General features: G+C 69.7%; 20 protein-coding genes. 11 read left to right on the forward strand and 9 right to left on the reverse strand.

Going from position 1 to position 21,632, the window contains the following annotated elements:
• Positions 1 to 76: 76 nt before the first annotated feature.
• The 3 genes from K9S39_RS11435 to K9S39_RS11445 all read left to right on the forward strand — a co-directional run bounded on the left by K9S39_RS11435 (position 77) and on the right by K9S39_RS11445 (position 3,527).
• Positions 77 to 646: a nucleotidyltransferase family protein gene (locus K9S39_RS11435; protein WP_248868689.1), complete on the forward strand. Its 570-nt coding sequence runs from the start codon at positions 77 to 79 to the stop codon at positions 644 to 646.
• 308 nt (positions 647 to 954) lie between these two features.
• On the forward strand, positions 955 to 2,598 hold the full coding sequence (aceB, locus tag K9S39_RS11440) for a malate synthase A (protein ID WP_248863244.1): 1,644 nt from the start codon (positions 955 to 957) through the stop codon (positions 2,596 to 2,598).
• Between the two features lie 374 nt (positions 2,599 to 2,972).
• Positions 2,973 to 3,527 carry a TetR/AcrR family transcriptional regulator gene (locus K9S39_RS11445; protein ID WP_248863245.1) on the forward strand — a complete coding sequence of 185 codons (555 nt, stop codon included), beginning with the start codon at positions 2,973 to 2,975 and terminating at the stop codon, positions 3,525 to 3,527.
• A 222-nt stretch (positions 3,528 to 3,749) separates the two neighbouring features.
• Here K9S39_RS11445 and K9S39_RS11455 read toward each other — a convergent pair whose 3' ends face one another.
• From K9S39_RS11455 to K9S39_RS11485, 7 genes are all read right to left on the reverse strand, one after another.
• A complete protein-coding gene (locus K9S39_RS11455; protein WP_248863246.1) occupies positions 3,750 to 5,357 on the reverse strand; it encodes a nucleobase:cation symporter-2 family protein in 1,608 nt (535 codons plus the stop codon).
• 341 nt (positions 5,358 to 5,698) lie between these two features.
• Positions 5,699 to 7,099 (reverse strand): 8-oxoguanine deaminase, encoded by a 1,401-nt coding sequence (locus tag K9S39_RS11460; protein ID WP_248863247.1) that lies wholly within the window; start codon positions 7,097 to 7,099, stop codon positions 5,699 to 5,701.
• A 255-nt stretch (positions 7,100 to 7,354) separates the two neighbouring features.
• Positions 7,355 to 8,302, reverse strand: coding sequence for a factor-independent urate hydroxylase (gene pucL, locus K9S39_RS11465; protein ID WP_248863248.1), 948 nt, complete (start codon positions 8,300 to 8,302; stop codon positions 7,355 to 7,357).
• Positions 8,303 to 8,309: 7 nt separating this feature from the next.
• Positions 8,310 to 8,753: a hydroxyisourate hydrolase gene (locus tag K9S39_RS11470; protein WP_248863249.1), complete on the reverse strand. Its 444-nt coding sequence runs from the start codon at positions 8,751 to 8,753 to the stop codon at positions 8,310 to 8,312.
• The gene (uraD, locus tag K9S39_RS11475; RefSeq protein ID WP_248863250.1) at positions 8,750 to 9,301 is read right to left on the reverse strand and encodes a 2-oxo-4-hydroxy-4-carboxy-5-ureidoimidazoline decarboxylase; all 552 of its coding nucleotides are present in this window, start codon (positions 9,299 to 9,301) and stop codon (positions 8,750 to 8,752) included. The genes K9S39_RS11470 and uraD overlap by 4 nt, the downstream gene beginning before the upstream one ends.
• Positions 9,302 to 9,472: 171 nt before the next feature.
• Entirely contained in the window at positions 9,473 to 9,853 is a 381-nt protein-coding gene (locus tag K9S39_RS11480; protein WP_248863251.1) for a helix-turn-helix domain-containing protein, read from the reverse strand.
• Complete coding sequence (locus K9S39_RS11485) at positions 9,850 to 10,140, reverse strand: hypothetical protein (protein WP_248863252.1); 291 nt, start codon at positions 10,138 to 10,140, stop codon at positions 9,850 to 9,852. Before K9S39_RS11485 ends, K9S39_RS11480 begins: the two co-directional genes overlap by 4 nt.
• 138 nt (positions 10,141 to 10,278) lie before the next feature.
• Here K9S39_RS11485 and K9S39_RS11490 point away from each other — a divergent pair, with 138 nt between their 5' ends.
• From K9S39_RS11490 to K9S39_RS11510, 5 genes are all read left to right on the forward strand, one after another.
• Positions 10,279 to 11,121, forward strand: coding sequence for a TIM barrel protein (locus K9S39_RS11490; protein WP_248861715.1), 843 nt, complete (start codon positions 10,279 to 10,281; stop codon positions 11,119 to 11,121).
• Positions 11,122 to 11,149: 28 nt separating this feature from the next.
• A complete protein-coding gene (locus K9S39_RS11495; RefSeq protein ID WP_248863253.1) occupies positions 11,150 to 12,046 on the forward strand; it encodes a 2-hydroxy-3-oxopropionate reductase in 897 nt (298 codons plus the stop codon).
• Between the two features lie 217 nt (positions 12,047 to 12,263).
• Complete coding sequence (locus K9S39_RS11500) at positions 12,264 to 13,721, forward strand: catalase (protein ID WP_248863254.1); 1,458 nt, start codon at positions 12,264 to 12,266, stop codon at positions 13,719 to 13,721.
• 591 nt (positions 13,722 to 14,312) lie between these two features.
• Positions 14,313 to 15,053 carry a hypothetical protein gene (locus tag K9S39_RS11505; protein WP_248863255.1) on the forward strand — a complete coding sequence of 247 codons (741 nt, stop codon included), beginning with the start codon at positions 14,313 to 14,315 and terminating at the stop codon, positions 15,051 to 15,053.
• 217 nt (positions 15,054 to 15,270) lie between these two features.
• Positions 15,271 to 15,876: a GNAT family N-acetyltransferase gene (locus K9S39_RS11510; protein WP_248863256.1), complete on the forward strand. Its 606-nt coding sequence runs from the start codon at positions 15,271 to 15,273 to the stop codon at positions 15,874 to 15,876.
• A gap of 47 nt (positions 15,877 to 15,923) precedes the next feature.
• On the opposite strand, the gene K9S39_RS11515 is transcribed toward K9S39_RS11510, so the two are convergent.
• Both K9S39_RS11515 and K9S39_RS11520 read right to left on the reverse strand, forming a co-directional pair.
• On the reverse strand, positions 15,924 to 17,567 hold the full coding sequence (locus K9S39_RS11515) for an AMP-binding protein (protein WP_248863257.1): 1,644 nt from the start codon (positions 17,565 to 17,567) through the stop codon (positions 15,924 to 15,926).
• Between the two features lie 253 nt (positions 17,568 to 17,820).
• Positions 17,821 to 19,212, reverse strand: coding sequence for a cation:proton antiporter (locus K9S39_RS11520; protein WP_248863258.1), 1,392 nt, complete (start codon positions 19,210 to 19,212; stop codon positions 17,821 to 17,823).
• 471 nt (positions 19,213 to 19,683) lie between these two features.
• Between K9S39_RS11520 and K9S39_RS11525 the strand changes: the two genes are divergently transcribed.
• From K9S39_RS11525 to K9S39_RS11535, 3 genes are all read left to right on the forward strand, one after another.
• On the forward strand, positions 19,684 to 21,042 hold the full coding sequence (locus tag K9S39_RS11525; protein ID WP_248863259.1) for a chloride channel protein: 1,359 nt from the start codon (positions 19,684 to 19,686) through the stop codon (positions 21,040 to 21,042).
• A gap of 71 nt (positions 21,043 to 21,113) precedes the next feature.
• Positions 21,114 to 21,266, forward strand: a complete 153-nt coding sequence (locus tag K9S39_RS11530) for a DUF6924 domain-containing protein (protein WP_248863260.1) — start codon at positions 21,114 to 21,116, stop codon at positions 21,264 to 21,266.
• On the forward strand, positions 21,263 to 21,544 hold the full coding sequence (locus K9S39_RS11535; RefSeq protein WP_248863261.1) for a DUF6924 domain-containing protein: 282 nt from the start codon (positions 21,263 to 21,265) through the stop codon (positions 21,542 to 21,544). The genes K9S39_RS11530 and K9S39_RS11535 overlap by 4 nt, the downstream gene beginning before the upstream one ends.
• Positions 21,545 to 21,632: the final 88 nt, after the last annotated feature.

Here is a 21,632-nt window from a genome sequence, read left to right on the forward strand (position 1 = left end):
ACCAGCTCAAGGGGCATCTGCGCAGCAGACATCAGCACGAGGGGCGTCCGCGCGACCCGAAGGAAAGGTCGCCGGGCTGCTGTTGGCCGCGGGCGGCGGGCGGCGGCTGGGCGGGCGGCCCAAGGCGCTGCTCGACCATCGAGGACGCCCCTTGGTGGAGCACGCAGCGCGCGTGCTGAGGGACGGCGGCTGCAGCCCGGTGCACATCGTGCTGGGCGCTGCCGCCGATTCCGTACGCCAGCGGGCCGACCTCTCCGCGTACACCACGTCGGACAACCCGGACTGGGCGCAGGGCATGGGCTCCTCGCTGCGGGTGGGACTGGCGGCACTGGCCGGCTCGGGGGCGGACGCGGTGGTGGTGGCACTCGTGGACCAGCCGGGAATCGGTGCCGCCGCGGTGGCGCGGGTGGTGGCCGCGTACGAGGGCCGCGCTTCGCTCGTATCGGCGGCGTACGGAGGGCGACGCGGCCACCCGGTCATGTTCGGCGCCGATCGTTGGGCGGACGTCGCGGCGAGCGCGGAGGGCGACCGCGGCGCGCGCGCCTATCTGCGGCGGTACGCGGATGCGATCACGCTGGTGGAGTGCGGGGATGTAGCGGAGGCGTACGACATCGACAGCCCCGAGGATCTGCACAGACTGGAGTGACGGGCGGAGCGACGGGCCGCCGGGACACGCCACGCGGTCGGCCACGCCGACGCAATGGGCCACGCACCGCGTAATCGACAGTGACCGCCATGGCACTGAGAGCCATTCGATCACCACTTCTGTCGAGTCAGAGAATCTCGACGTCAACAAACCATTGAAGTTCCGCAATAAGGAAACTACTCTCCACTGGTCAGAAGCGACCTGAACCCAGACGGCGCCCGCGACCGCACTTCGGAGCCGGCGGCACCCCGTGCCGCTCGGGTGCCCAGGCGGCCGCCAGGCACCGCCGCTGAATGGAGTGACACCTCATGTCCGCACCAGCGCCGTCCCCGCTGGCCATCGTCGACGTCGACCCCGACCACACCCCCGCACGGCAGGCCGAGGTGCTCACCGACGCCGCACTCGCCTTCGTGGCGGAGCTCCACCGACGGTTCACCCCGCGCCGCGACGAACTGCTCACCCGCCGCGCCGAGCGCCGCGCCGAGATCGCCCGGACCGCCACCCTGGACTTCCTCCCGGAGACCGAGCGGATCCGCGCGGACGACAGCTGGCGGGTCGCCGAGGCCCCCGCCGCGCTCAACGACCGCCGCGTCGAGATCACCGGCCCCACCGACCGCAAGATGACCATCAACGCCCTCAACTCGGGCGCCAAGGTCTGGCTCGCCGACTTCGAGGACGCCTCGGCCCCCACCTGGGAGAACGTCGTCACGGGGCAGCTCAACCTGATCGACGCCTACGAACGCCGGATCGACTTCACCGACCCCGGCTCCGGCAAGTCGTATGCCCTCAAACCCGCCGAGGAACTCGCGACGGTCGTGATGCGGCCCCGCGGCTGGCACCTGGACGAGCGCCATCTGCAGTGCGAGGGCCGGTCGGTCCCGGGCGCTCTGGTCGACTTCGGCCTCTACTTCTTCCACAACGCCGAGCGGCTGCTCTCCCTGGGCAAGGGCCCGTACTTCTACCTCCCCAAGACCGAGTCGCACCTGGAGGCCCGCCTCTGGAACGACATCTTCGTCTTCGCCCAGGACTATGTCGGCATCCCCCAGGGCACCATCCGCGCCACGGTCCTGATCGAGACGATCACGGCCGCGTACGAGATGGAGGAGATCCTCTACGAACTCCGCGATCACGCCTCGGGGTTGAACGCCGGCCGCTGGGACTACCTCTTCTCCATCGTCAAGAACTTCCGTGACGGCGGCGCCAAGTTCGTCCTCCCGGACCGCAACGCGGTCACGATGACCGCCCCCTTCATGCGCGCCTACACCGAACTCCTCGTCCGCACCTGCCACAAGCGCGGCGCCCACGCCATCGGCGGCATGGCGGCCTTCATCCCCAACCGCCGCGACCCGGAGGCCAACGAAAAGGCCCTCGCCAAGGTCCGCGCCGACAAGGACCGCGAGGCCGGTGACGGATTCGACGGCTCCTGGGTCGCCCACCCGGACCTCGTCCCGATCGCCCGCGCCTCCTTCGACGCGGTCCTCGGCGACAGGCCCAACCAGAAGGACCGTCTCCGCGAAGACGTCTCCGTCTCCGCCGCCGACCTCATCGCCATCGACTCCCTCGACGCCAAGCCCACCTACCAGGGCCTGGTGGACGCCGTGCAGGTCGGCACCCGCTACATCGAGGCATGGCTGCGCGGCCTGGGCGCCGTCGCCATCTTCGGCCTGATGGAGGACGCCGCGACCGCCGAGATCTCCCGCTCGCAGATCTGGCAGTGGGTCGACGCGGGCGTCGTCTTCGAAAGCGGCGAGCACCAGGGCGAAAAGGTCACCGCGGACCTCGTCCGCAAGGTCGCCGACCAGGCACTCATCGACATCCGCACCGAAGTCGGCGAGGAAGCCTTCACCTCGGGCAAGTGGCAGCAGGCGCATGACCTGCTGCTGCAGGTCGCGCTGGACGCCGACTACGCGGACTTCCTGACACTGCCGGCTTACGAACGGCTGGTCGGCTGAACGCCCGCCGAGAGACTCCGAAGGGCCGTTACATACCGCCGCATCGGGGTATGTAACGGCCCTTCGTCATACCCACGACGCTTCCCGCCACCGCCTGCCCGCCCATGCTGTTCTGTGTCTGCTCCGTCATGCGTCAACTCCAGGCGGCAGCGCTGACAACGGACCGTCACCGACCGCTGCGGTTCCGAACGAGCCCGGCGCATGTACGACGAGAGTGGCGGGTCGAGGCGGTAGCGGTGATGCCGAAGCGGCGCCCCTCGCCCCATGTCTCCGTGACAATGCCGGTATCGCCGTCGACGGTGGCAGCGTGGACGCAGCGGTGTGAATATGCGCGGCGGACGAGGACGGCAGAACGGACAGCAGGAGCGGGTGGCGTGGCGCGACGGCGGGATCAGGTACTGGACGCGGCGATCGAGGTCCTGGGGGCCGAGGGCACACGGCGGTTGACGTATCAGGCCGTGGACAGCGCCGCCGGGGTACCCACAGGCACCACGTCCAACTATTTCCGCAACCGCACCGCCCTGATCGACGGCATCGTGGATCACCTCCAGGCCCTGGATCGGCGTGAGTGGGAGGCGTTCGCGGCCGACACCGACCCGGCCGACCACGGCGAACTGGCCGATGCGATGGCCGCCTTCGTCCGGCACGCCACCGGCCCCGCGCGCGCCCGGACCGCCGCCCGCTTCGCGCTCTTCCTGGAGTCCTCGTCCCGCCCGGAGCTGCGCGCGCCGCTCGCACGGGGGCGCGCGGCGGTCCTCGCCTGGAGCACGGAATGGGTACGCCGCTTCGGCTCCGCGGCGCCGGAGCGGCACAGCCGCATGCTGCTCGATCACCTCGACGGCGTCGTTCTGCATCAACTCGCTTTCCCTGAAGAGGACTTCGATCCGACGGTGGATCTTCGCGAGCTGTTGAGCGGATTGCTGACCTAGCTGAACCGAGTGGGCCGATCGGCGCACTCCTCGCCGCACACCGCGCGGGCCGGGGTCGGGCTCGACGATCCGGCGAAGAAGGAAACCGCCATGCAGTTGGTGTCGAGCGCGGAGAACTCCTCACTGCACAGGCCAGGACGACAAGGCGGGGACGACAAGGCCGGTACGGCGGGGAGTCAAGTCGCCGCTCCTCGATGGGCCGCTGCCAGTGGGGAGGACCGTTCAGTGGGCCGAAGGGCTCGACTGGGCCGACGGTGACGCGGGCTCGCCCGAGTCGTCGGCCTTGCCCCGTTCGGACTGCTGCGGAATTTCCGGGGCTCCGCGACCACTCCCGTCACCGTCGCCACGACCGGCTTCGCCACCATGACCGGCCGCATCACCGTCACCATGACCGACTTCGCCGCCACGACCGGCCGCATCACCGTCACCGCGACCGCTCAAACCCTCCCCTGGCGCCACACCCGCATCACTGACCACACCACCGCTCGCCTTCCCCTTTGCCTCACAGTGGTTGAACGCCAGGTTCAGGACGATCGCGACCAGGCAACCGGTGCTGATGCCGGAGTCCAGGACCACCAGCATGTCCTTGGGGAAGTGGTGATAGAACTCCGGCGCCGCGATGGGGATCAGGCCGATGCCGACGGCGGCCGCGACGATCAGTGCGTTCTCACCCTTCTCCATCGCGGCGGAGGCCAGCGTCTGGATGCCGCTGGCGGCCACCGAGCCGAAGAGGACGATGCCCGCGCCGCCCAGGACCGGCAGCGGGACCAGTGAGATGACTGAGGCGGCCACCGGGCTCAGGCCCAGCACGATCAGGATCAGACCACTGGTCGCCACCACGTAGCGGCTGCGCACCTTGGTCATCGCGACCAGGCCGATGTTCTGGGCGAAGGCGCTGTTGGCGAAGCCGTTGAACAGCGGGCTGATCGCCGTACCGAGGGTGTCGGCGCGCAGTCCGCCCTCGATGGTGAGCTCGTCCGCCGGGCGGTTGACGATCTTGCCCAGGGCGAGCATGTCGGCCGTCGACTCGGTCATACAGACCAGCATCACGATGCACATCGAGATGATCGCGGCGATCTGGAACTGCGGGGCCCCGAAGTGGAAGGGCGTCGGGAAGCCGAAGAGGTCCGCGTCGGCGAGGGCGGAGAAGTCGGTGATGCCGACGGGTATCGCGATCAGCGTGCCGGCCACCAGGCCGAGCAGGATGGCGATTTGCTGGAGGAAGCCGCGGAGCATCCGACGCAGCACCAGCACGATGGCGAGGGTCAGCGCGGCCATCCCGATATTCGTCAACGAGCCGTAATCCGAGGCCTGTTGATTGCCGCCCTGGGACCAGTTGAACGCCACGGGGAGGAGGGAGACGCCGATGAGGGTGATGACGGTGCCGGTGACGACCGGTGGGAAGAAGCGTATGAGTTTGGAGAAATAGGGGGCGAGGACGAAGCCCAGCAGGCCGGCCACGATCACCGCGCCGAAGATGACCGGCAGTGCGTTCTCGGGGCTTTCGGACGTACCGATGGCGATCATCGGGGTGACACCCGCGAACGAGACGCCGTTGACGAACGGCAGTCTGGCGCCGACCTTCCAGAAGCCCAGGGTCTGCAGCAGTGTCGCGATGCCCGCGGTGAAGAGGCTGGCGCCCATGAGGAACGCGGTTTCGGTGGGGCTCAGGCCGCAGGCCGGTCCCACGATCATCGGCGGGGCCACCACACCCGCGTACATCGCGGCCACATGCTGGAGGCCGCTGGTGAACATCCTGAAGGGCGGGAGAGTCTCGTCGACCGGGTGCTTGCGGTCTCCCTCCGGCTGCTGCCCGGGAGTTGCGGCCACTGCGGGCCTCCTTCGATTTCTGCGCCGCCGGAACGACGGTGCGAGGCTGTCACGGAGGTGTGCGATGTGGTGCGGTGGTGCGGGTAGCCGCGCTGGTGGGCGGTGCGTTGGTGAGGGCTGCGTTGGTGGGGAGTGGCGCTTGTGGCGCGCGAGGGCAGCAACCCCTCGGTCCCGGAGCGGTGACCGGCCCGGGGGTACGTGGTGCAACCGCGCACCCCCGGGGTCCGGCGCTTGTGGATCCCACTCGGATCCACAAGCTCGGCCGGGAGCCGTCCCTCCCGGCCGAGTCATGGGGTGTGACACCTCCGATCACGGTCACGGGGTGTGTCACATCGAGGGGATCAGCCCTCGGCGGCGATACGGGCCAGACGCTGGGCCTCGGCACGGGCGTTCCGCGCGATGGCGTCCTCGTCGACGTTGGTCAGATGGCTGTTCTCGACGACCGGCTCGCCGCCCACCAGCGACAGCGTGACCGGGGCGGCCGCGCCGAAGACCAGGGCGGTGACCGGGTCGGCGATGGAGGAGTGGCCGAGGCCGTCCAGCTTCCACAGCACCAGGTCGGCGAGCTTGCCGGCCTCCAGCGAGCCGATCTCGGCGGTACGGCCGAGGACCTGCGCACCGCCGTAGGTGCCGAGCCGCAGCGCCTTGCGGGCGTTGAGGGCGGCCTCCTTGTGGGCGCCGAGGCGGTTGATGAGCAGTGCGTTGCGCAGCTCGGTGTGGAGTTCGCCGGACTCGTTGGAGGCGGTGCCGTCCACGCCGAGGCCGACCGGGACGCCGGCCGCGAGCATGTCCGGGACGCGGGCGATGCCGGCGGCCAGACGGGCGTTGGAGGAGGGGCAGTGGGCGACGCCGGTGCCGGTGCGTGCGAAGGCGGCGATGTCGGAGTCGTTCATGTGGACGCAGTGCGCCATCCACACGTCCTCGCCCAGCCAGCCGGTGGACTCGAAGTAGTCGGTGGGGCCCATGCCGAAGAGCTCATGGCAGAACTTCTCCTCCTCGACGGTCTCCGAGCCGTGGGTGTGCATCCGGACGCCCTTGCGGCGGGCCAGCGCGGCGCCCTCCCGCAGGAGTTCGGTGGAGATGGAGAACGGCGAGCAGGGCGCGGCGGCGATATGCACCATCGAGCCGAACGAGGAGTCGTGGTAGGTGTCGATGGCCTCCTCGGTCGCCAGCAGGGCGCCCTCGGTGGTCTCGACGGCGAAGTCCGGGGGCAGACCGCCGTCCTTCTCGCTGCGGTCCATGGAGCCGCGGGCCAGGGTGATACGGGCGCCGATCTCGGCGGCAGCGGCCAGCTCGGCGCCGACGAGGTCCCCGGAGCCCTGGGGGAAGACGTAGTGGTGGTCGGAGGCGGTGGTGACGCCGCCCTTGACCATCATGCCGAGCGAGCCCTGGGTGGCCGCGGCGAGCATCTGGGCGTCGATCCGGGCCCAGGTCGGGTAGAGCGCGACCAGCCAGTTGAACAGGTTGTGGTCGGTGGCCAGGCCCCGGGTGATCCACTGGTAGAAGTGATGGTGGGTGTTGATCAGGCCGGGAGTGACCAGGTGTCCCGTGCCGTCGACTCGGCGGACGACGTTCGCCAGGCCCTCGGGGGCCTTGCCCGCGCCCACCGACTCGATGACGTTCCCGGCGACGACGATATGGCCGGTGGCGTATTCGGTGTTGTTGGCGTCGACGGTCGCGATGGCACAGTTCTCGATGACAATGCGCTCGATCGCGCTGTCATGGGCTGCCGGTGCTGCCATGGTGCGTCCTCGTGCTTTCTTGATGAGTGGCGATTGGGGCACGGCATGGCCCTGTGTATTTGAGTGCCGGAGCCGGGCGCGGCGGCTGACGGTGCCGCTGCCGGGGTGTGCTCCGGGTGCCGAGGTGGTGGAAGAGCAGGTTCAGGGGACCGCGGTGCGCATGGTGTGCCATGGGTCGTTCCCCTCGGTTTTCGCGTCCCTCCCCCCGCCGCGGGGTGGGGAGGGACGCGCGGCACGGCGCCGCGTATCGGCCCGTCAGAGGTTGGTCAGATCCACCGGGATCCGGGCTTCGACACCGTCGCGCAGAACAGTGGCTTCGATCAGGCCGTACGGGCGGTCCGCCGCGTAGTAGACCTCGTTGTCGTTCTTGAGCCCGAACGGCTCCAGGTCCACCAGGAAGTGGTGCTTGTTCGGGAGGGAGAAGCGGATCTCGTCGATCTCGGAGCGGTTGTTGATGACCCGCGCACCCATTTGGTACAGGGTCTGCTGGAGAGAGAGGCTGTAGGTCTCCGCGAAAGCCTGCAGCATATGCTTCTTGACCTGCTCGTACGACCGCTCCCAATTGGGCATCCGCTGGTCGTCGTCGGTCCAGTTGAACCGCCAGCGGCCGGATACCTCGGTGGCGAGGATACGGTCGTGCGCCTCCTTCAGCGTGGTGTACTTGTCCTTGATGTAGCCCCAGAATTCCGAGTTGGTGGAATTCATCACGATCAGGTCCTTCAGCCCCGAGATGACCTGCCACTTCTCACCGTCGTAGGTGATTTCGGTGAGCCGGGTCTCCTGGCCCTTGCGGACGAAGGAGTGGTTGACCTCGTCCGCGCCGATGAAGCGGGAGTTGCTGTCGGAGCTGGCTATCCGGTCCCAGGCGTACTCCTCGATGCGGATACGGGCCTGCTTTATCGGCTCCTGGCTGGTCACGAAGTGCCGCGCGAGGTGTATGCCGAACTGTTCGGCCGACTCGATCCCGTATTCCTTGGCGAAGGCGAACACGGTGTTCTTGGTCGTGTCGGTCGGCAGGCAGTGGGCGTTGGAGCCGGAGAGGTGGACCTCTTCCAGGTCGCCGGAGAGCGCGACCGAGACGTTCAGGTCCTTTATGTGATGGGTGCCGCCATCACGGGTGATCTTGACAACACGGTTTTCCGCTTTGCCGTACTGGTTCTGGCCGAGAATCACCGGGCGGGACGGGTGGGAATGGGCAGTCATGTCGGTGCTAGCTCCCTCGGTATACGGAGTAGCCGAACGGGTTGAGCAGCAGCGGTACGTGATAGTGCTCGCCCGGGTTGACGGCAAAGGTGATTGCCACCTCCGGGAAGAAGGCTCCGCTGTCCCTTACGCGGGGGGCGTCCTGCTGTTCCTCGGCTTGCTGGTTTGCCTGGTGGTGTACGCAGTGCTTGTTGGAAACGCGGTGTTCGTTTGAAACGAAGTAGTCCTCGACGGCGAAGTCGAGGCGTACGTGGGTGGTGCCTTCCGGCAGGGCCGGCAGGGCCTTGCAGCGCCCGTCGGCATCGGTCTCGGACGCGCCGTGGGCGGTCCAGGCGGCGTCGCGGCCGGAGCGCACCGAGAGCGTGAGGGCGACGCCCTCCGCGGGGCGGCCCACGCTGGTGTCCAGGATGTGCGTGGACACCGACGTCGGTGCGGCCTTCTCGCTGCTCATGCTGCGTCTCCTTCCGCGAGTTCCGCGATACGGGACAGGCGTATGCGGTTGATCTTGCCGAGTTCCCGCCGAACGATCTCTCGTTCCTGTTCCGGCGTGTTGTCGATCCGGTTACGGATCGCGTCCCGCATCTGCTCCCCGGTCCGGCCGGAGGCGCAGATCAGGAAGACATGGCCGAACTTCTCCTGGTAGGCCAGATTGAGTTCGAGCATCTCCGCCTTGAGCGCGTCGGAGGCGCCGGCCATGCCGCGCTGTTCGCGGGCGGAGGCCGGGTCGCCCGGCTTCGGCCGGCCGATCGGCGGGTGCCCGGCCATCGCCTCGGCGAGATCGTCCGCGGTGAGCTCGCCCATGGCGGCGTCGCTCGCGGCGAACAGGGCCTCGGTGGTGGCGTACGGGCGCTGGGCGAGGATCCTGTTCCCCCATGCCCGGCTGGCACATACCTCGTGCAGCGCGGCCTCGGCCGTACCGTCGTCGGCGGTGTTGAACCGGGAGAGCCCCGCGGGGGCCTTGGGGGCCTCCGCCGAAGGGCTCGGTGAACTCGAAGACACGGGAAAGCCTCCGTGGCCTGGTGCTGGACAGCTTTGGTCTGGCTGGAAACAGCTAAGACCCCTGGCAACTTCTCGTCAACACTTTGTTGAAAAGTTGGCCACGCAAAAACCGCCGCCCGGAGGTGTCGGACGACGGCTCCGGGGATCGGCACAGGCCGCGACCAAGCCCTCTCAGTCGGCGCCCTTCGCGGCGTTTTCCCTGTTCAGATAGTTGTAAACAGTGAAGCGGCTGACGCCTAGCGCGCTCGCGACGGTCTCCACGCCGTGCCGGACGGAGAAGGCACCACGGGTCTCCAGAATCCGTACGACGGTTTGCTTGGTCTTGCGGTCCAGCTCCGACAGCGGCATGCCGTGCCGACGCTGCAGCTCGGCGAGGATGTGGTCGAGCGAGTCCGACAGATGCGGGAGCCGTACGGCCACCCGGTCCTGCCCCTCCCAGGCCAGCACCACATCGTCACCCTGGGCCTGGTCCGGCGCGACCATCTGGCCGCCCATCGCGTCCACCAGCGGCTTGACCGCCTGAACGAAGGGGTGGTCGGCGGGCTGCGTCACGAGCTTCTCCCCTCAGCCCCCGCGGCATCCGCGTCGGACCCCGCGGCATCCGCGATCACATTGACCTGCAGGGAGACCCGGGTGGCGCCCGCCTCCAGGGACCCGCGCAGCAGCTCGGCCACCGCGCCGAGCACCTGGTCCGCGTCTCCCTCGGCCGTATTGCCGAACGGACCGACATCGACGGCGTCCAGCTCGGCGCCGGTGACGATGTCCCGCGCCACCAGCGCATGGGCCGGCGCCTCGTCCAGGTCGAACGGCTCCGTCGTGAACTCAACTCTCAATCGCACGCCGCTCAACCTACGCGCGGTTCGGCCAGGCCACCAGAAATTGCCCGGAGTCCCCCTTGACAGCCTCGGAGCCCGCCAGGCAATGTTCCATTAAGCAGAAAGTAAGTTCCACAATTCGGAAGGAGCGCCGACGGCTCCATGGGTTTCACGGACACGCGCTTCAACGTCAACCTGTCGATCCTGTTCACCGAGCTTCCGTTGCTGGAGCGGCCGGCGGCCGCGCGGGCGGCGGGGTTCACGGCGGTGGAGCTGTGGTGGCCGTGGGTCTGTGCCCCGGTCCCGGAACCCGCCGAGCTGGACGCGCTGCGCGAGGCCCTCGACGACGCCGGGGTGCGGCTGGTCGGCCTGAACTTCTACGCCGGGCAGCTGCCGGGCCCCGACCGCGGGGCCCTGTCGATCCCGGGGGAGGAGTCGGACAGGTTCCGCGCCAATGTGCCCGTGGCGGTCCGGTTCGGAGCGTCGCTGGGATGCACCGCCTTCAACGCCCTGTACGGCAACCGCGTCGAGGGCGTCGACCCGGCCGCGCAGGACGCGCTGGCGCTGGAGAACCTGGCCTTCGCCGCCCGTGCGGTGGGTGAGGTGGACGGGACACTGCTGATCGAGGCGCTCAACGCACCCGAGTCGCCCACATGCCCCCTGGTCTCCGCACCGAAGGCCATCGAGACCGTCGACGCGGTCAACGCCGCCACCGGGCTGGACAACGCCAGGTTCCTGATGGACCTGTACCACCTGTCGATGAACGGCGAGGACCTCGACGCGGTCATCGACGCCTACACGGCCAAGACCGCGCACGTCCAGATCGCCGACAACCCCGGCCGCGGCGCCCCCGGCACCGGCACCCTCGACTTCCCCGCCCTGCTCGACCGCCTGAAGAAGAACGGCTACGACGGCTGGATCGGCCTGGAATACAAGCCCGGAAACGCCCCCAGCGCCTCGTCCTTCGCCTGGCTGCCGGCCCCGCTGCGCGCGGCCGCCTCCTGACCACCAGCTTTTCGAAAGAGGCTTCGCTATGAGCAATCTCCCCAAGATCGCGTGGATCGGTCTGGGCATCATGGGCTCACCCATGGCCGAGAACCTGATCAAGGCCGGCTACCAGGTCACCGGCTACACCCTGGAGCAGGACAAACTCGACCGGCTCGCCGCCGCCGGCGGCACGGCGGCCGCCTCCATCGCCGAGGCGGTCCAGGACGCCGACGTGGTGATCACCATGGTCCCGGCCTCCCCGCAGGTCGAGGCCATCGCCTACGGCCCCGACGGCATCCTGGACCACGCCAGACCCGGCGCACTGCTGATCGACATGTCCTCGATCACCCCGCAGACCTCCATCGACCTGGCCAAGAACGCCGGCGACAAGGGCATCCGCGTCCTGGACGCCCCCGTCTCCGGCGGTGAGGCCGGCGCCATCGAGGCCGTCCTGTCGATCATGGTCGGCGGGCAGCAGGCCGACTTCGACGCCGCCCGGCCCCTCTTCGACGCCCTGGGCAAGACGATCGTGCTGTGCGGCCCGCACGGCGCCGGCCAGACCGTCAAGGCCGCCAACCAGCTCATCGTCGCCGTCAACATCCAAGCCTGCGCCGAAGCCGTCGTCTTCCTGGAGAAATCCGGCGTCGACCTCACCGCCGCCCTCGACGTCCTGAACGGCGGACTGGCCGGCTCCACCGTCCTCGCCCGCAAGAAGGACAACTTCCGCACCCGCGACTTCACGCCCGGCTTCCGCATCGACCTGCACCACAAGGACATGGGCATCGTCACCGACGCCGCCCGCACCGTCGGCGCCGCCCTCCCCGTCGGCAGCGTCGTCGCCCAGCTCGTCGCCTCCCTGCGCGCCCAGGGCGACGGCGGCCTGGACCACTCCGCCCTCCTCCGCGGCGTCGAACGCCTCTCCGGACACACCACCGGAAAGTGAGGCCCCCTGCCGGCCGTACACCGGGGGCCGGCCGGCCATGCCCCCCCGGCTTCCGGGCGGCGGTCGCGCTGACACCTGTCCTGTCGCGCCCAGGCGCGGCCGCCGCCCGGAACACCACCCCGCTTTGTTTTCAACAAACTGTTGACGTTTGGTCGGAGCTGTTCTTACGCTCCGACATGCGGAAGCCAACTTCCGCGCTCTCGTACGGAAGGTCACCATGTCGAAGCCCACGCTGACGACCGAGTCCGGCGCCCCGGTAGCCGACAACCAGAACTCCTCAACCGCCGGCGTCGGCGGCCCGATCCTCCTCCAGGACCAGCATCTGCTGGAGAAGCTCGCGCGCTTCAACCGCGAGCGCATCCCGGAGCGCGTCGTGCACGCCCGTGGCTCCGGCGCGTACGGCTACTTCGAGGTGACCGACGACGTCACCGCCTTCACCCGCGCCGACTTCCTGAGCGCCGTCGGCAAGCGGACCGAGACGTTCATCCGCTTCTCGACCGTCGCCGACAACCTCGGCGGCCCGGACGCGGCCCGCGACCCGCGCGGCTTCGCCCTGAAGTTCTACACCGAAGAGGGCAACTACGACCTCGTCGGCAACAACACCCCGGTGTTCTTCATCAAGGACCCCCTCAAGTTCCCCGACTTCATCCACTCGCAGAAGCGCGACCCCTTCACGGGCAAGCAGGAGCCGGACAACGTCTGGGACTTCTGGGCGCACGCCCCCGAGGCCACCCACCAGGTCACCTGGCTCATGGGCGACCGCGGCATCCCGGCCTCCTACCGCCATATGAACGGCTACGGCTCGCACACCTACCAGTGGACGAACGCCGAGGGCGAGGCGTTCTTCGTCAAGTACCACTTCAAGACCAACCAGGGCATCCGCTGCCTGAGCAGCGAGCAGGGCGCCGAGCTGGCCGGCAAGGACCCCAACAGCCACCAGACCGACCTGCTGCAGTCCATCGAGCGCGGCGTCTACCCCTCGTGGACCCTCTACGTGCAGATCATGCCGGCGGCCGAGGCGGCGGACTACCGCTTCAACCCGTTCGACCTGACGAAGGTGTGGCCGCACGCCGACTACCCGCTGCAGCGCGTCGGCCGGCTGGTCCTGGACCGCAACCCGGACAACGTCTTCGCCGAGGTCGAGCAGTCGGCGTTCTCGCCGAACAACTTCGTGCCCGGCATCGGCCCGTCCCCGGACAAGATGCTCCAGGGCCGGCTGTTCGCCTACGCCGACGCGCACCGCTACCGCCTGGGCGTCAACCACACCCAGCTGCCGGTGAACGCCCCCAAGGCGACCTCGGCCGACAACTACGGCCGGGACGGCTTCATGGCCACCAACCGCTACGACCGGTACGCCAAGAACTACGAGCCCAACTCCTACAGCGGCCCGGTGCAGACCGACGTGCCGCTCTCCGCTCCGCTCGCCGTCACCGGCCACGTCGGTACGCACGAGGCTCCGGCGCACTCCAAGGACGACGACTTCTTCCAGGCCGGTGAGCTCTACCGGCTGATGTCGGAGGACGAGAAGAAGCGCCTGGTCGACAACATCGCCGGCGGCCTCTCCCAGGTCGGCCGCGACGATGTGATCGAGAAGAACCTCGCCCACTTCCACACCGCCGACCCGGACTACGGCAAGCGCGTCGAGGAGCGGGTCCGCGAGCTGCGCGAGGACTGACGGGAGGTCGGTTCCTGGCGCATCCGTACCGGCCGGCCCGTTGAGGGGTGGCCGGCCGGTACGGAGAGGTTGTGCGGAGCTCCGCGGCATCCGGGGAGAAACCAGTGCGGTGGAGCACTCGCCCGACAGGGAAGGGCGAGCCTCTCCCGCCGCGGAGCCCGCCTCCTCCAGCAGTTCCCGCCCCTCTCCACGACTCCGTCCGGCGGTGCGATGTCCCGTCGCGCCCATCTCTCGCGCTGCCGGACGGGAACCACGCGCAGGGCCCGGACTCCGTACGGTCACGGAATCCGGGCCTTGTGTGCGTCCCGGTCGCCACTGTGCGCTGTTTCCGGCCGGCGCTGCCGTTCTCCGGGCCCTGTGCGTCCCGTCGCGCTGGTGGTACGTCGCGCTCCGGTGGTGCCTCCGTGCGCCGCTCGTGTGCCCCTTGTGCGCTGCACTGCGCCCCGTATGCGCCGCGCTCCCCCGCTTTTCTCGCCCGACGTGCGGTTCGCGGCGCAAAATCTGCCCCCGGCGCCAGTTTTTGGAGAGACCATGGACGTCAGCAGCAGTCCGTCCTGTCTGCCTCTGCCGACCTACTGCCAGGAGCCGACCATGGCCGACAGCGTGCCGGTGCGGTGCCCCACGTGCCGCCGCGAGAACGCCTTCACCCCGCCCACCTTCCCGTGCGCGTGCGGTGCCCCGCTGACCATGCCCGTACTGCGCGGTGGGGTGCCCGTCGAGATAGTGCACCGCACCTGGCAGGCGTCATGGGTGACGGTGCGCTGCGACGTCTGCGGACGCCAGGACGAATGGCCGGCACCGGAGTCCGGCTGTGCGTGCGGCACGGTCGTCCGCGTCCCCGTCGTTCCCCCGTCCAGCTCACCACCGCCGGGCCTCCCGGCCCTCGGTACGCACGGCACCGCCACTCCCCGGCCGTCGTCCGGCACGCCGCACACCGTGCTGCGGCCCGCGTTCCGCCCGGTCACCATCCGTACGGCCCGCGACTGTGTCACCGCCGCCGCCCAGTACCTGAAGTGGCTGGGCTACACCGATGTCGCACGGACCCAGGAGCGGACCGCCTCCGGCGTGGATCTGCGGGGCACCGGGGTGGTGGCCCAGGTCGACCCCACCACCCGCTCCACCAAACTCCGCGAGATCGAATGCGTCTGGCTCAACGGCCTCAACGAATCCGCCATCGCGGTCTTCTTCTCCCTCGCCGGCTACGCCCCCGACGCCCGCTCGCGCGCCGACGAACTGCACATACCGCTGTTCGTCATGGATCTCACCGGCACCCCGCAGCCGGTGAACGACCCAGCCGACGATCTGATCAGGTACGGCGCACAGCAGCGGTGACGCGGACGGAGCGCGTGCTGCGCCCGGAGCGTCAGGACGGCAGGAGCGCCAGGACGGCGTCCCGGCCGCTGCCGGAACCATGCCGTGGAGACCCGGCCGCCTCCGACACCCCGTCGCCGCGGAAACCCGGCCCCGCCGCCGATTCCCGGCCGCCGCCAAAACCCGATCGCCACGGAAACCGGTCGCCGGACGTGGCCGAACCGGCGAAACTGGCCGGATGATCATTCGTACCCCGTCCCTCGCCGAACTGCCCCTGCTGCGTGACATCGAGCGGGCCGCCGGGGAGCCGTTCCGCCCCCTCGGGATGGCGAGGATCGCGGACGATGAACCGCCCTCGGTAGCGGAGTTGACGCGGCATCAGCGAGTGGCACGCGTACTGGCCGCGTACGACTCCTGCGACTTCTGCGACGCCTGCGGCCGCGATGACACCCACGGCCGCTCTGATGCCCACGGCCGTGACGATGCCCCCGCTTCGTCCGTCGATGGACCGCCGGTCGGCTATCTGCTGTGGGAGCCGGTCGACGGATGCACGCATATCGAGCAGGTTTCGGTACGCCCCGACCACGCCCACCGCGGCATCGGCCGAGCCCTCATCGACCGCGCGATGCTGGACAGCCGGGCGGCGGCACTGACACTGACCACCTTCGCCGAGGTGCCGTGGAACGCGCCGTACTACACCCGGATCGGCTTCCGGGTGCTCCCGGACTCCGAACTCAACCCGGGCCTGCGGGCCATCCGCGCCCGGGAGGCGGAGCTGGGGCTGGACCGGTGGCCGAGGGTGAGTATGCGGCGGTCGGCGGTCGGGGATCCGGCCGGGGCGTAGGGCAGGAATCGACCAGGATCCGGTCAGGGAGTCCTCGCCCGCTCCTGCTACGCCCGCGCCGTCCGCCCCAGTTCCTCCGCCAGCCGCTCCCGCAGCTCCACCTTGCGGACCTTGCCGCTGACCGTCATCGGGAAGGTGTCGACGATGTCGAGATAGCGCGGGACCTTGAAGTGGGCGAGCCGGGAGCGGCAGTAGCGGGCCAGCTCATCGCGGGTCAGCGGGACTTCGGGGTCGCGGAGGATGACACTGGCGGCGATCTCCTCGCCGTACTTCTCATCCGGAACGCCGACGACCTGGACATCGGCGATCTTGGGATGGGAGTGCAGGAACTCCTCGACCTCCCGCGGGTAGACGTTCTCACCGCCCCTGATGATCATATCTTTGATCCGGCCGACGATCCGGACATAGCCGTCGTCGTTCATCACCGCGAGGTCGCCGGTGTGCATCCACCGTGCGGCGTCGACGGCCTCGGCGGTGCGGTCCGGCTCCTCCCAGTAGCCGAGCATCACGCTGTAGCCACGGGTGCACAGTTCGCCCGGTGTGCCGCGTGGCACGGTCACGCCGCTCACCGGGTCGACGACCTTCACCTCGATGTGCGGGAGCACCCGTCCGACGGTGGCGGTGCGATGCTCCAGGTCGTCGTCGCGGCGGGTCTGGGTGGAGACCGGCGATGTCTCGGTCATGCCGTAACAGATGGACACCTCGGCCATGTGCATCTCGGCAACCACCCGCTTCATCACCTCCTCCGGGCACGGCGAGCCCGCCATGATGCCCGTACGGAGCGAGGAGAGGTCGTACGAGCCGAAGTCGGGGTGGTTGAGTTCGGCGATGAACATCGTGGGGACGCCGTAGAGCGAGGTGCAGCGTTCGTCCTGGACGGCCTGGAGGGTGGCGGCGGGGTCGAAGGCGGGGGCCGGGACGACGATGCAGGCCCCGTGCGAGGTGGCGCCGAGGTTGCCCATGACCATGCCGAAGCAGTGGTAGAAGGGGACCGGCAGGCACACCCGGTCGTGTTCGGTGTAGCCGAGGGTCTCACCCACCCAGTAGCCGTTGTTGAGGATGTTGTGGTGGGAGAGGGTGGCGCCCTTGGGGAAGCCGGTGGTGCCGGAGGTGTACTGAATGTTGACCGGGTCGTCGGCGGTCAGGGTCTTCTCGCACTCGGCGAGCCGGGTGTGCGGGACGCCGGCCCCGGCGGCCAGCAGTCCGCCCCAGGTCCGGTCCCCGATGTAGACCACATCGCGCAGCGCCGGGCTCTCGGCCCGTACCTGCTCGATCATCCGGCGGTAGTCGCTGGTCTTGTGGTGGACGGCGGAGACCAGGACGGTGATGCCGGCCTGCCGCAGGACATACGCCAACTCGTGCACCCGGTAGGCCGGGTTGACGTTGACGAGGATCGCGCCGATGCGGGCGGTGGCGTACTGGACGAAGACCCACTCGGCGCAGTTGGGCGCCCAGATGCCCACCCGGTCGCCCTTGCCGACGCCCTTGGCGAGCAGCCCGAGCGCCACCTCGTCGACGGCGCGGCCCAGTTCGGTATACGTCCAGCGGCGGCCGCTCGCCACCTCGACCAGCGCCTCGCGGTCGCCGAACCGGGCGATGGCGCGGGCCAGATCGGCGCCGATGGTGTGGCCGAGCAGCGGCCGCTCGGCGACTCCGCTCGCGTAGGACAGCTCTGGCTGCGGCTGGCTCATCGGGGGTTCTCCTCCCAGTACTCGGCAACTCCGGTCGCCGGACGCGCTTACAGGGGCCAGCACCTCAGGGAGTGCTCGAAGAGCAGTTTCGCGGTCTCCGGGCCCGGGTGTCAGCGAAAGTCCGCGGCGTGGTCGGATACCTCTCCACGGTAGGTGTGTGCCGGTGTACCTGTGACCGTCTCGACCGTGGAGGCGGCGGCGGCGGGCAGGGGCGTCGAACCGAGGGCGTCCGGGAGGGTATCGACTCCCCCCGTCAGTTTCGCCGGGACGAGCTGGGTCTGGGGCCTGTCCGGCCGCGACCCAGCCCACAGGGCCTAGCGCCCCTGTGGTGGGGCGGCGGAGCCCGGTTGCTGTTCCAGCCCTGTTCGAGGGGCGGGCACACGCTGTGGGGGCCGGTGCCCCCGCTCGGTGCGGTGAGCAGGCCGGTGAGGGGGGTGACGGCGGCGGTGGTCAGCAGTGCGATCAGGACGAGCATCGTGAACAGCTTGTCGCCGATCAGTCCGGCCTGACGGCCCATGGCGAGGACGACGAGTTCCGTTACGCCGCGGCAGTTGAGCAGGACGCCGACAGCCGCCGACTCCCGCCAGTTGGCGCCGAAGGCCCGGTGGGCCAGGGCGGCGCCGGAGAACTTGCCCACCCAGGCGGCGACCAGCAGGAGCACGGCGCTGAGGACGCCCAGGCCGCTGAGCGTCGTCAGGTCGGCGGACAGGCCGGTGACCACGAAGAACGCGGCGAGCAGGAGGGAGCCCATCTGCTGGAGGGGAGCGACGATGGCCTGGCGGGTGGCGGGATCCTGATGGCGGGGCATGGCGACGCCGAAGGCGAAGGCGCCGAGGGCCGCGTGCACGCCGATCCAGGCGGTGACGCCGGCGGAGAGAAAGAGCCCGGCGCTGACGACGGCGAGCGCGAGCGAGTGGTGCTGAGCGAGGTCCATGCGGTCGGCGAGCCGGCGCAGCACGGGGCGGATCAGGAAGGCCATGACCAGGCCGTAGCAGACGAGTTCGGCGGCGGTGCGGGCGATCTGGCCCGTTCCGCCCCCGCTGCCCAGGGCGATGACGGCGGTGACCCCGCACCAGGCGAAGACCTCGCCCACCCCCGCCGCGGCCGTCGTCATGGTGCCGACCGGTGAGTTGTGCAGCCGGTTCTCGTGCAGGACACGGGCGAGGACGGAAAAGGCGGTGATGGACAGGGCGGTGCCGACGAAGAGCGAGAAGGCGAGCGGGTGTACGTGGCGGGCGGGGAGAGCGGGGTGGACGGCCTGGACGGCGAAGGCGGTCGCGGTGACGCACAGCAGGGGAAGGGCCATGGAGGAGACGGAGACGGCCACGACGGCGCGGCCGCGTCCGCGCAGGGCACCGAGGTCGAGTTCCCAGCCCGCGGCGAACAGGAAGAAGACGATGCCGATTTCGGCGATCACGCCCAGGTAGGGGCGCACTTCGTCGGGGAAGAGCAGATGCGGCAGGTCGCCGGGCATCTGGCCGAGCACGCTGGGCCCGAGCAGGATGCCGACGGCGATCTCACCGATGATGACGGGCTGACGCAGCCGTCTGCACACGGGGACGAGGGCGATCCCGCACAGCAGGATCACGGCGAGGCCGGTGAGGGCGACGACGGGGGTGGGCCCGTGGGCCTGGTGCATGGGCATGGTGATCCTCTTCACGGGGGTGCCGTGATGGCAGGCGGTGGTCGCTCGCCCGGTGGGCGCGGCGGCCGTGCGGGGGGGGTCGGTGTCCGATGGGCAGGGCCGTCTTCGCTGCCCGGGACTGTGTCCGACGCATATGACCTAGAGGGAATCACCCCGGATTTACCGCATTCCCCTATTCCCCGGAAATGCCGGATTATTTCTACCTGTTGAGTTGCTCTCATCCGTACAGATATCCCTTTCTCGCCATTCCGTTCGCTCATGACGACGGGATGTCGCTCAACCGGTTTCTCGCGCGTCGCGCACGTCGTGCGCCGCACCACCTGCGCCATTTCCACGCCATCGGGCGTCGTCGCACTTCAGATGCCCCAACTCCACCCCGCGCGCTCCCTCCGGCCGGTCAGGCCCTCCAGCACACTCTCCGTGGCGTTCTGCGCAGAGATGAGGGCAGAAATGAGGAGGGATATCAAGCCAATGGACAGCTTCACGAGCCCAGTTGGCCCGCTCTACGGCACCCGCCGCAGACGGGGCGGACATCCCGCGGCCCCTTGCGCCGACGACGGACTCATATCCCGCGTGCGCGCCTTCCCCTGGGCGGTATGCGGCCTGGCGCTCCTCATCGGGGCCGGCACGGCGGTCGGGGCGGCGGGCGTCGCGGGCCTGGTCACCGGCCTCACCCTGCTCTTCACCGGACGTTCGGACGGACCGTCCGGGAGCTCGCCGGCGCTCCTGCTCGCCCCCGTCCTCGGCGGCCTGATCGCCGGGCTTCTCCTCCACAGCGTCACACCGGGCAGCAGCGGCATACCCGAGCTGCAACGGAACCTGAAACGTGGGGTACGCATCGACCCGGCAGGCCCCGTCGCCCGCGCGCTGGCGGCCGCCTCGACCGTCGGCTCCGGCGGCTCACTGGGCACCGCCGGTCCCGTGCTCCACCTCAGCGCCGCCCTCGGCTCCGTCCTCCACTCGGCAGGTACCCGCATGGGAACCGCGATCGCGGCGCATCACCGCCTGCTGACCGTCTGCGGGGCGGCCGGCAGCATCACCGCCGTCTTCCACGCGCCACTGGCCGGCATGCTGTTCACCGTCGAACTCCTCGGCGCCCAGGGGGCGGTCGCCCTCGCCGCCACCGCCCTCGCCACCGCGGCAGCAGCCACCACCACCCACCTCCTCCTCGGCCCCACTCCCCTGCTCGCCCTCCTCCCCGCCCCACCACCGCCACCCGCCGCCTACGCCCTGTTCGCCGTCCTCGGACTCCTGGCCGGCGCCGCTGCGGCATGCCTGCACCACCTCCTGACCGTCATCAGGCGAGGCTGCGCCGCCGCCTGGCGCGCCTGCCGCGTCCCCACCTGGCTCCGCCCGGCCTGCGGCGGCCTCGTCCTCGGCGCGTTGCTGCTCGCCCTGCCCTGGATCTACGGCAGCGGACTCACCGTCATCGGGCCCGCGGCGCACGGCCGGTACGCGGTGGAGCTGCTGCTGCTCCTCCTGCTCGGCAAGACCCTCGCGACATGCCTCACCATCGGCACCGGCGGCTGCGGCGGCCTGCTCGCACCGCTGCTGAGCCTCGGCGGCCTCCTCGGCAGCCTCTGCGGGCAGACCGCCGCCGGGGTCTTCGGCCAGGGCGTAACGGGCTCCCCGGCCCACTACGCCGTAGCCGGCACCGCCGCCCTCGTCGCCGGTGCACTCCGCGCACCCGCCACAGCAGCCCTCCTCGCGCTGGAACTGTACGGCCGGTACTCCCTCGCCCTGCCCACCGCCGTGGCCGCCCTCACCGCCGCGTTCACCACGCGCGCCCTCTTCCCCGCCCCGCGACGCCGCCAATGGCGACGTGCCTGAGGACGAGCCGCTGTGCATCGACCACGTCGGACCGGCGTAGCCGACGCACAGCGGATGAGTGGATCACCCGCTTGCCCCTCCTCCGCCCCGACGATCTGACCTCGCTGGTCCTGCGCACCGACTTCAACGACGACGCGTCCTGGGACGCGGTCCGAGCAGCGGTCGACGCCGCGGACCATATGTCCACGCCACCTACGTCAGCGATCCTCGCTTCACCGGGGTGAGCGTCCAGGCCCTGATCGACGAGGAAGCCGCAGCCGACGAAGACGACGAGGAATTCCACATATTCCACGCGTTTTTCGTGGACACGACCACCTTCACCGACCCGTCGCGCCCACTGCTGGCCGTCGACCTGCACAACGAACCCGGGCGGACGTTCCGGGTTCCAGCCCGGTGGTTTCCCCAGATCTCCGCCAATCCGAGCATCGCCGATATGGACGTCGCCGAGTACGCCGACCCCGCTGACGCTTCAGGCGCGTTCCGCGGCTTCGATGACGGCTGAAGGTGACGGCTGACAACCGCACCCGCGGAACTCCCGGTACGGGCCGGCTTCCTGGCCGGTCCGCCACAGCTGACGGCTCGCAGCGGAC

This window comes from Streptomyces halobius, from assembly GCF_023277745.1.
Lineage (GTDB): Bacteria > Actinomycetota > Actinomycetes > Streptomycetales > Streptomycetaceae > Streptomyces > Streptomyces halobius.

Bases quoted from the DNA above. Each gene is read 5' to 3' on its own strand.
- aceB (WP_248863244.1), top strand. From the start codon at position 955: ATGTCCGCACCAGCGCCGTCCCCGCTGGCCATCGTCGACGTCGACCCC.
- K9S39_RS11460 (WP_248863247.1), bottom strand. From the start codon at position 7,099: ATGGCAGCACCGGCAGCCCATGACAGCGCGATCGAGCGCATTGTCATC.
- pucL (WP_248863248.1), bottom strand. From the start codon at position 8,302: ATGACTGCCCATTCCCACCCGTCCCGCCCGGTGATTCTCGGCCAGAAC.
- K9S39_RS11470 (WP_248863249.1), bottom strand. From the start codon at position 8,753: ATGAGCAGCGAGAAGGCCGCACCGACGTCGGTGTCCACGCACATCCTG.
- K9S39_RS11490 (WP_248861715.1), top strand. From the start codon at position 10,279: ATGGGTTTCACGGACACGCGCTTCAACGTCAACCTGTCGATCCTGTTC.
- K9S39_RS11495 (WP_248863253.1), top strand. From the start codon at position 11,150: ATGAGCAATCTCCCCAAGATCGCGTGGATCGGTCTGGGCATCATGGGC.
- K9S39_RS11500 (WP_248863254.1), top strand. From the start codon at position 12,264: ATGTCGAAGCCCACGCTGACGACCGAGTCCGGCGCCCCGGTAGCCGAC.
- K9S39_RS11505 (WP_248863255.1), top strand. From the start codon at position 14,313: ATGGCCGACAGCGTGCCGGTGCGGTGCCCCACGTGCCGCCGCGAGAAC.
- K9S39_RS11510 (WP_248863256.1), top strand. From the start codon at position 15,271: ATGATCATTCGTACCCCGTCCCTCGCCGAACTGCCCCTGCTGCGTGAC.
- K9S39_RS11515 (WP_248863257.1), bottom strand. From the start codon at position 17,567: ATGAGCCAGCCGCAGCCAGAGCTGTCCTACGCGAGCGGAGTCGCCGAG.
- K9S39_RS11520 (WP_248863258.1), bottom strand. From the start codon at position 19,212: ATGCCCATGCACCAGGCCCACGGGCCCACCCCCGTCGTCGCCCTCACC.
- K9S39_RS11525 (WP_248863259.1), top strand. From the start codon at position 19,684: ATGGACAGCTTCACGAGCCCAGTTGGCCCGCTCTACGGCACCCGCCGC.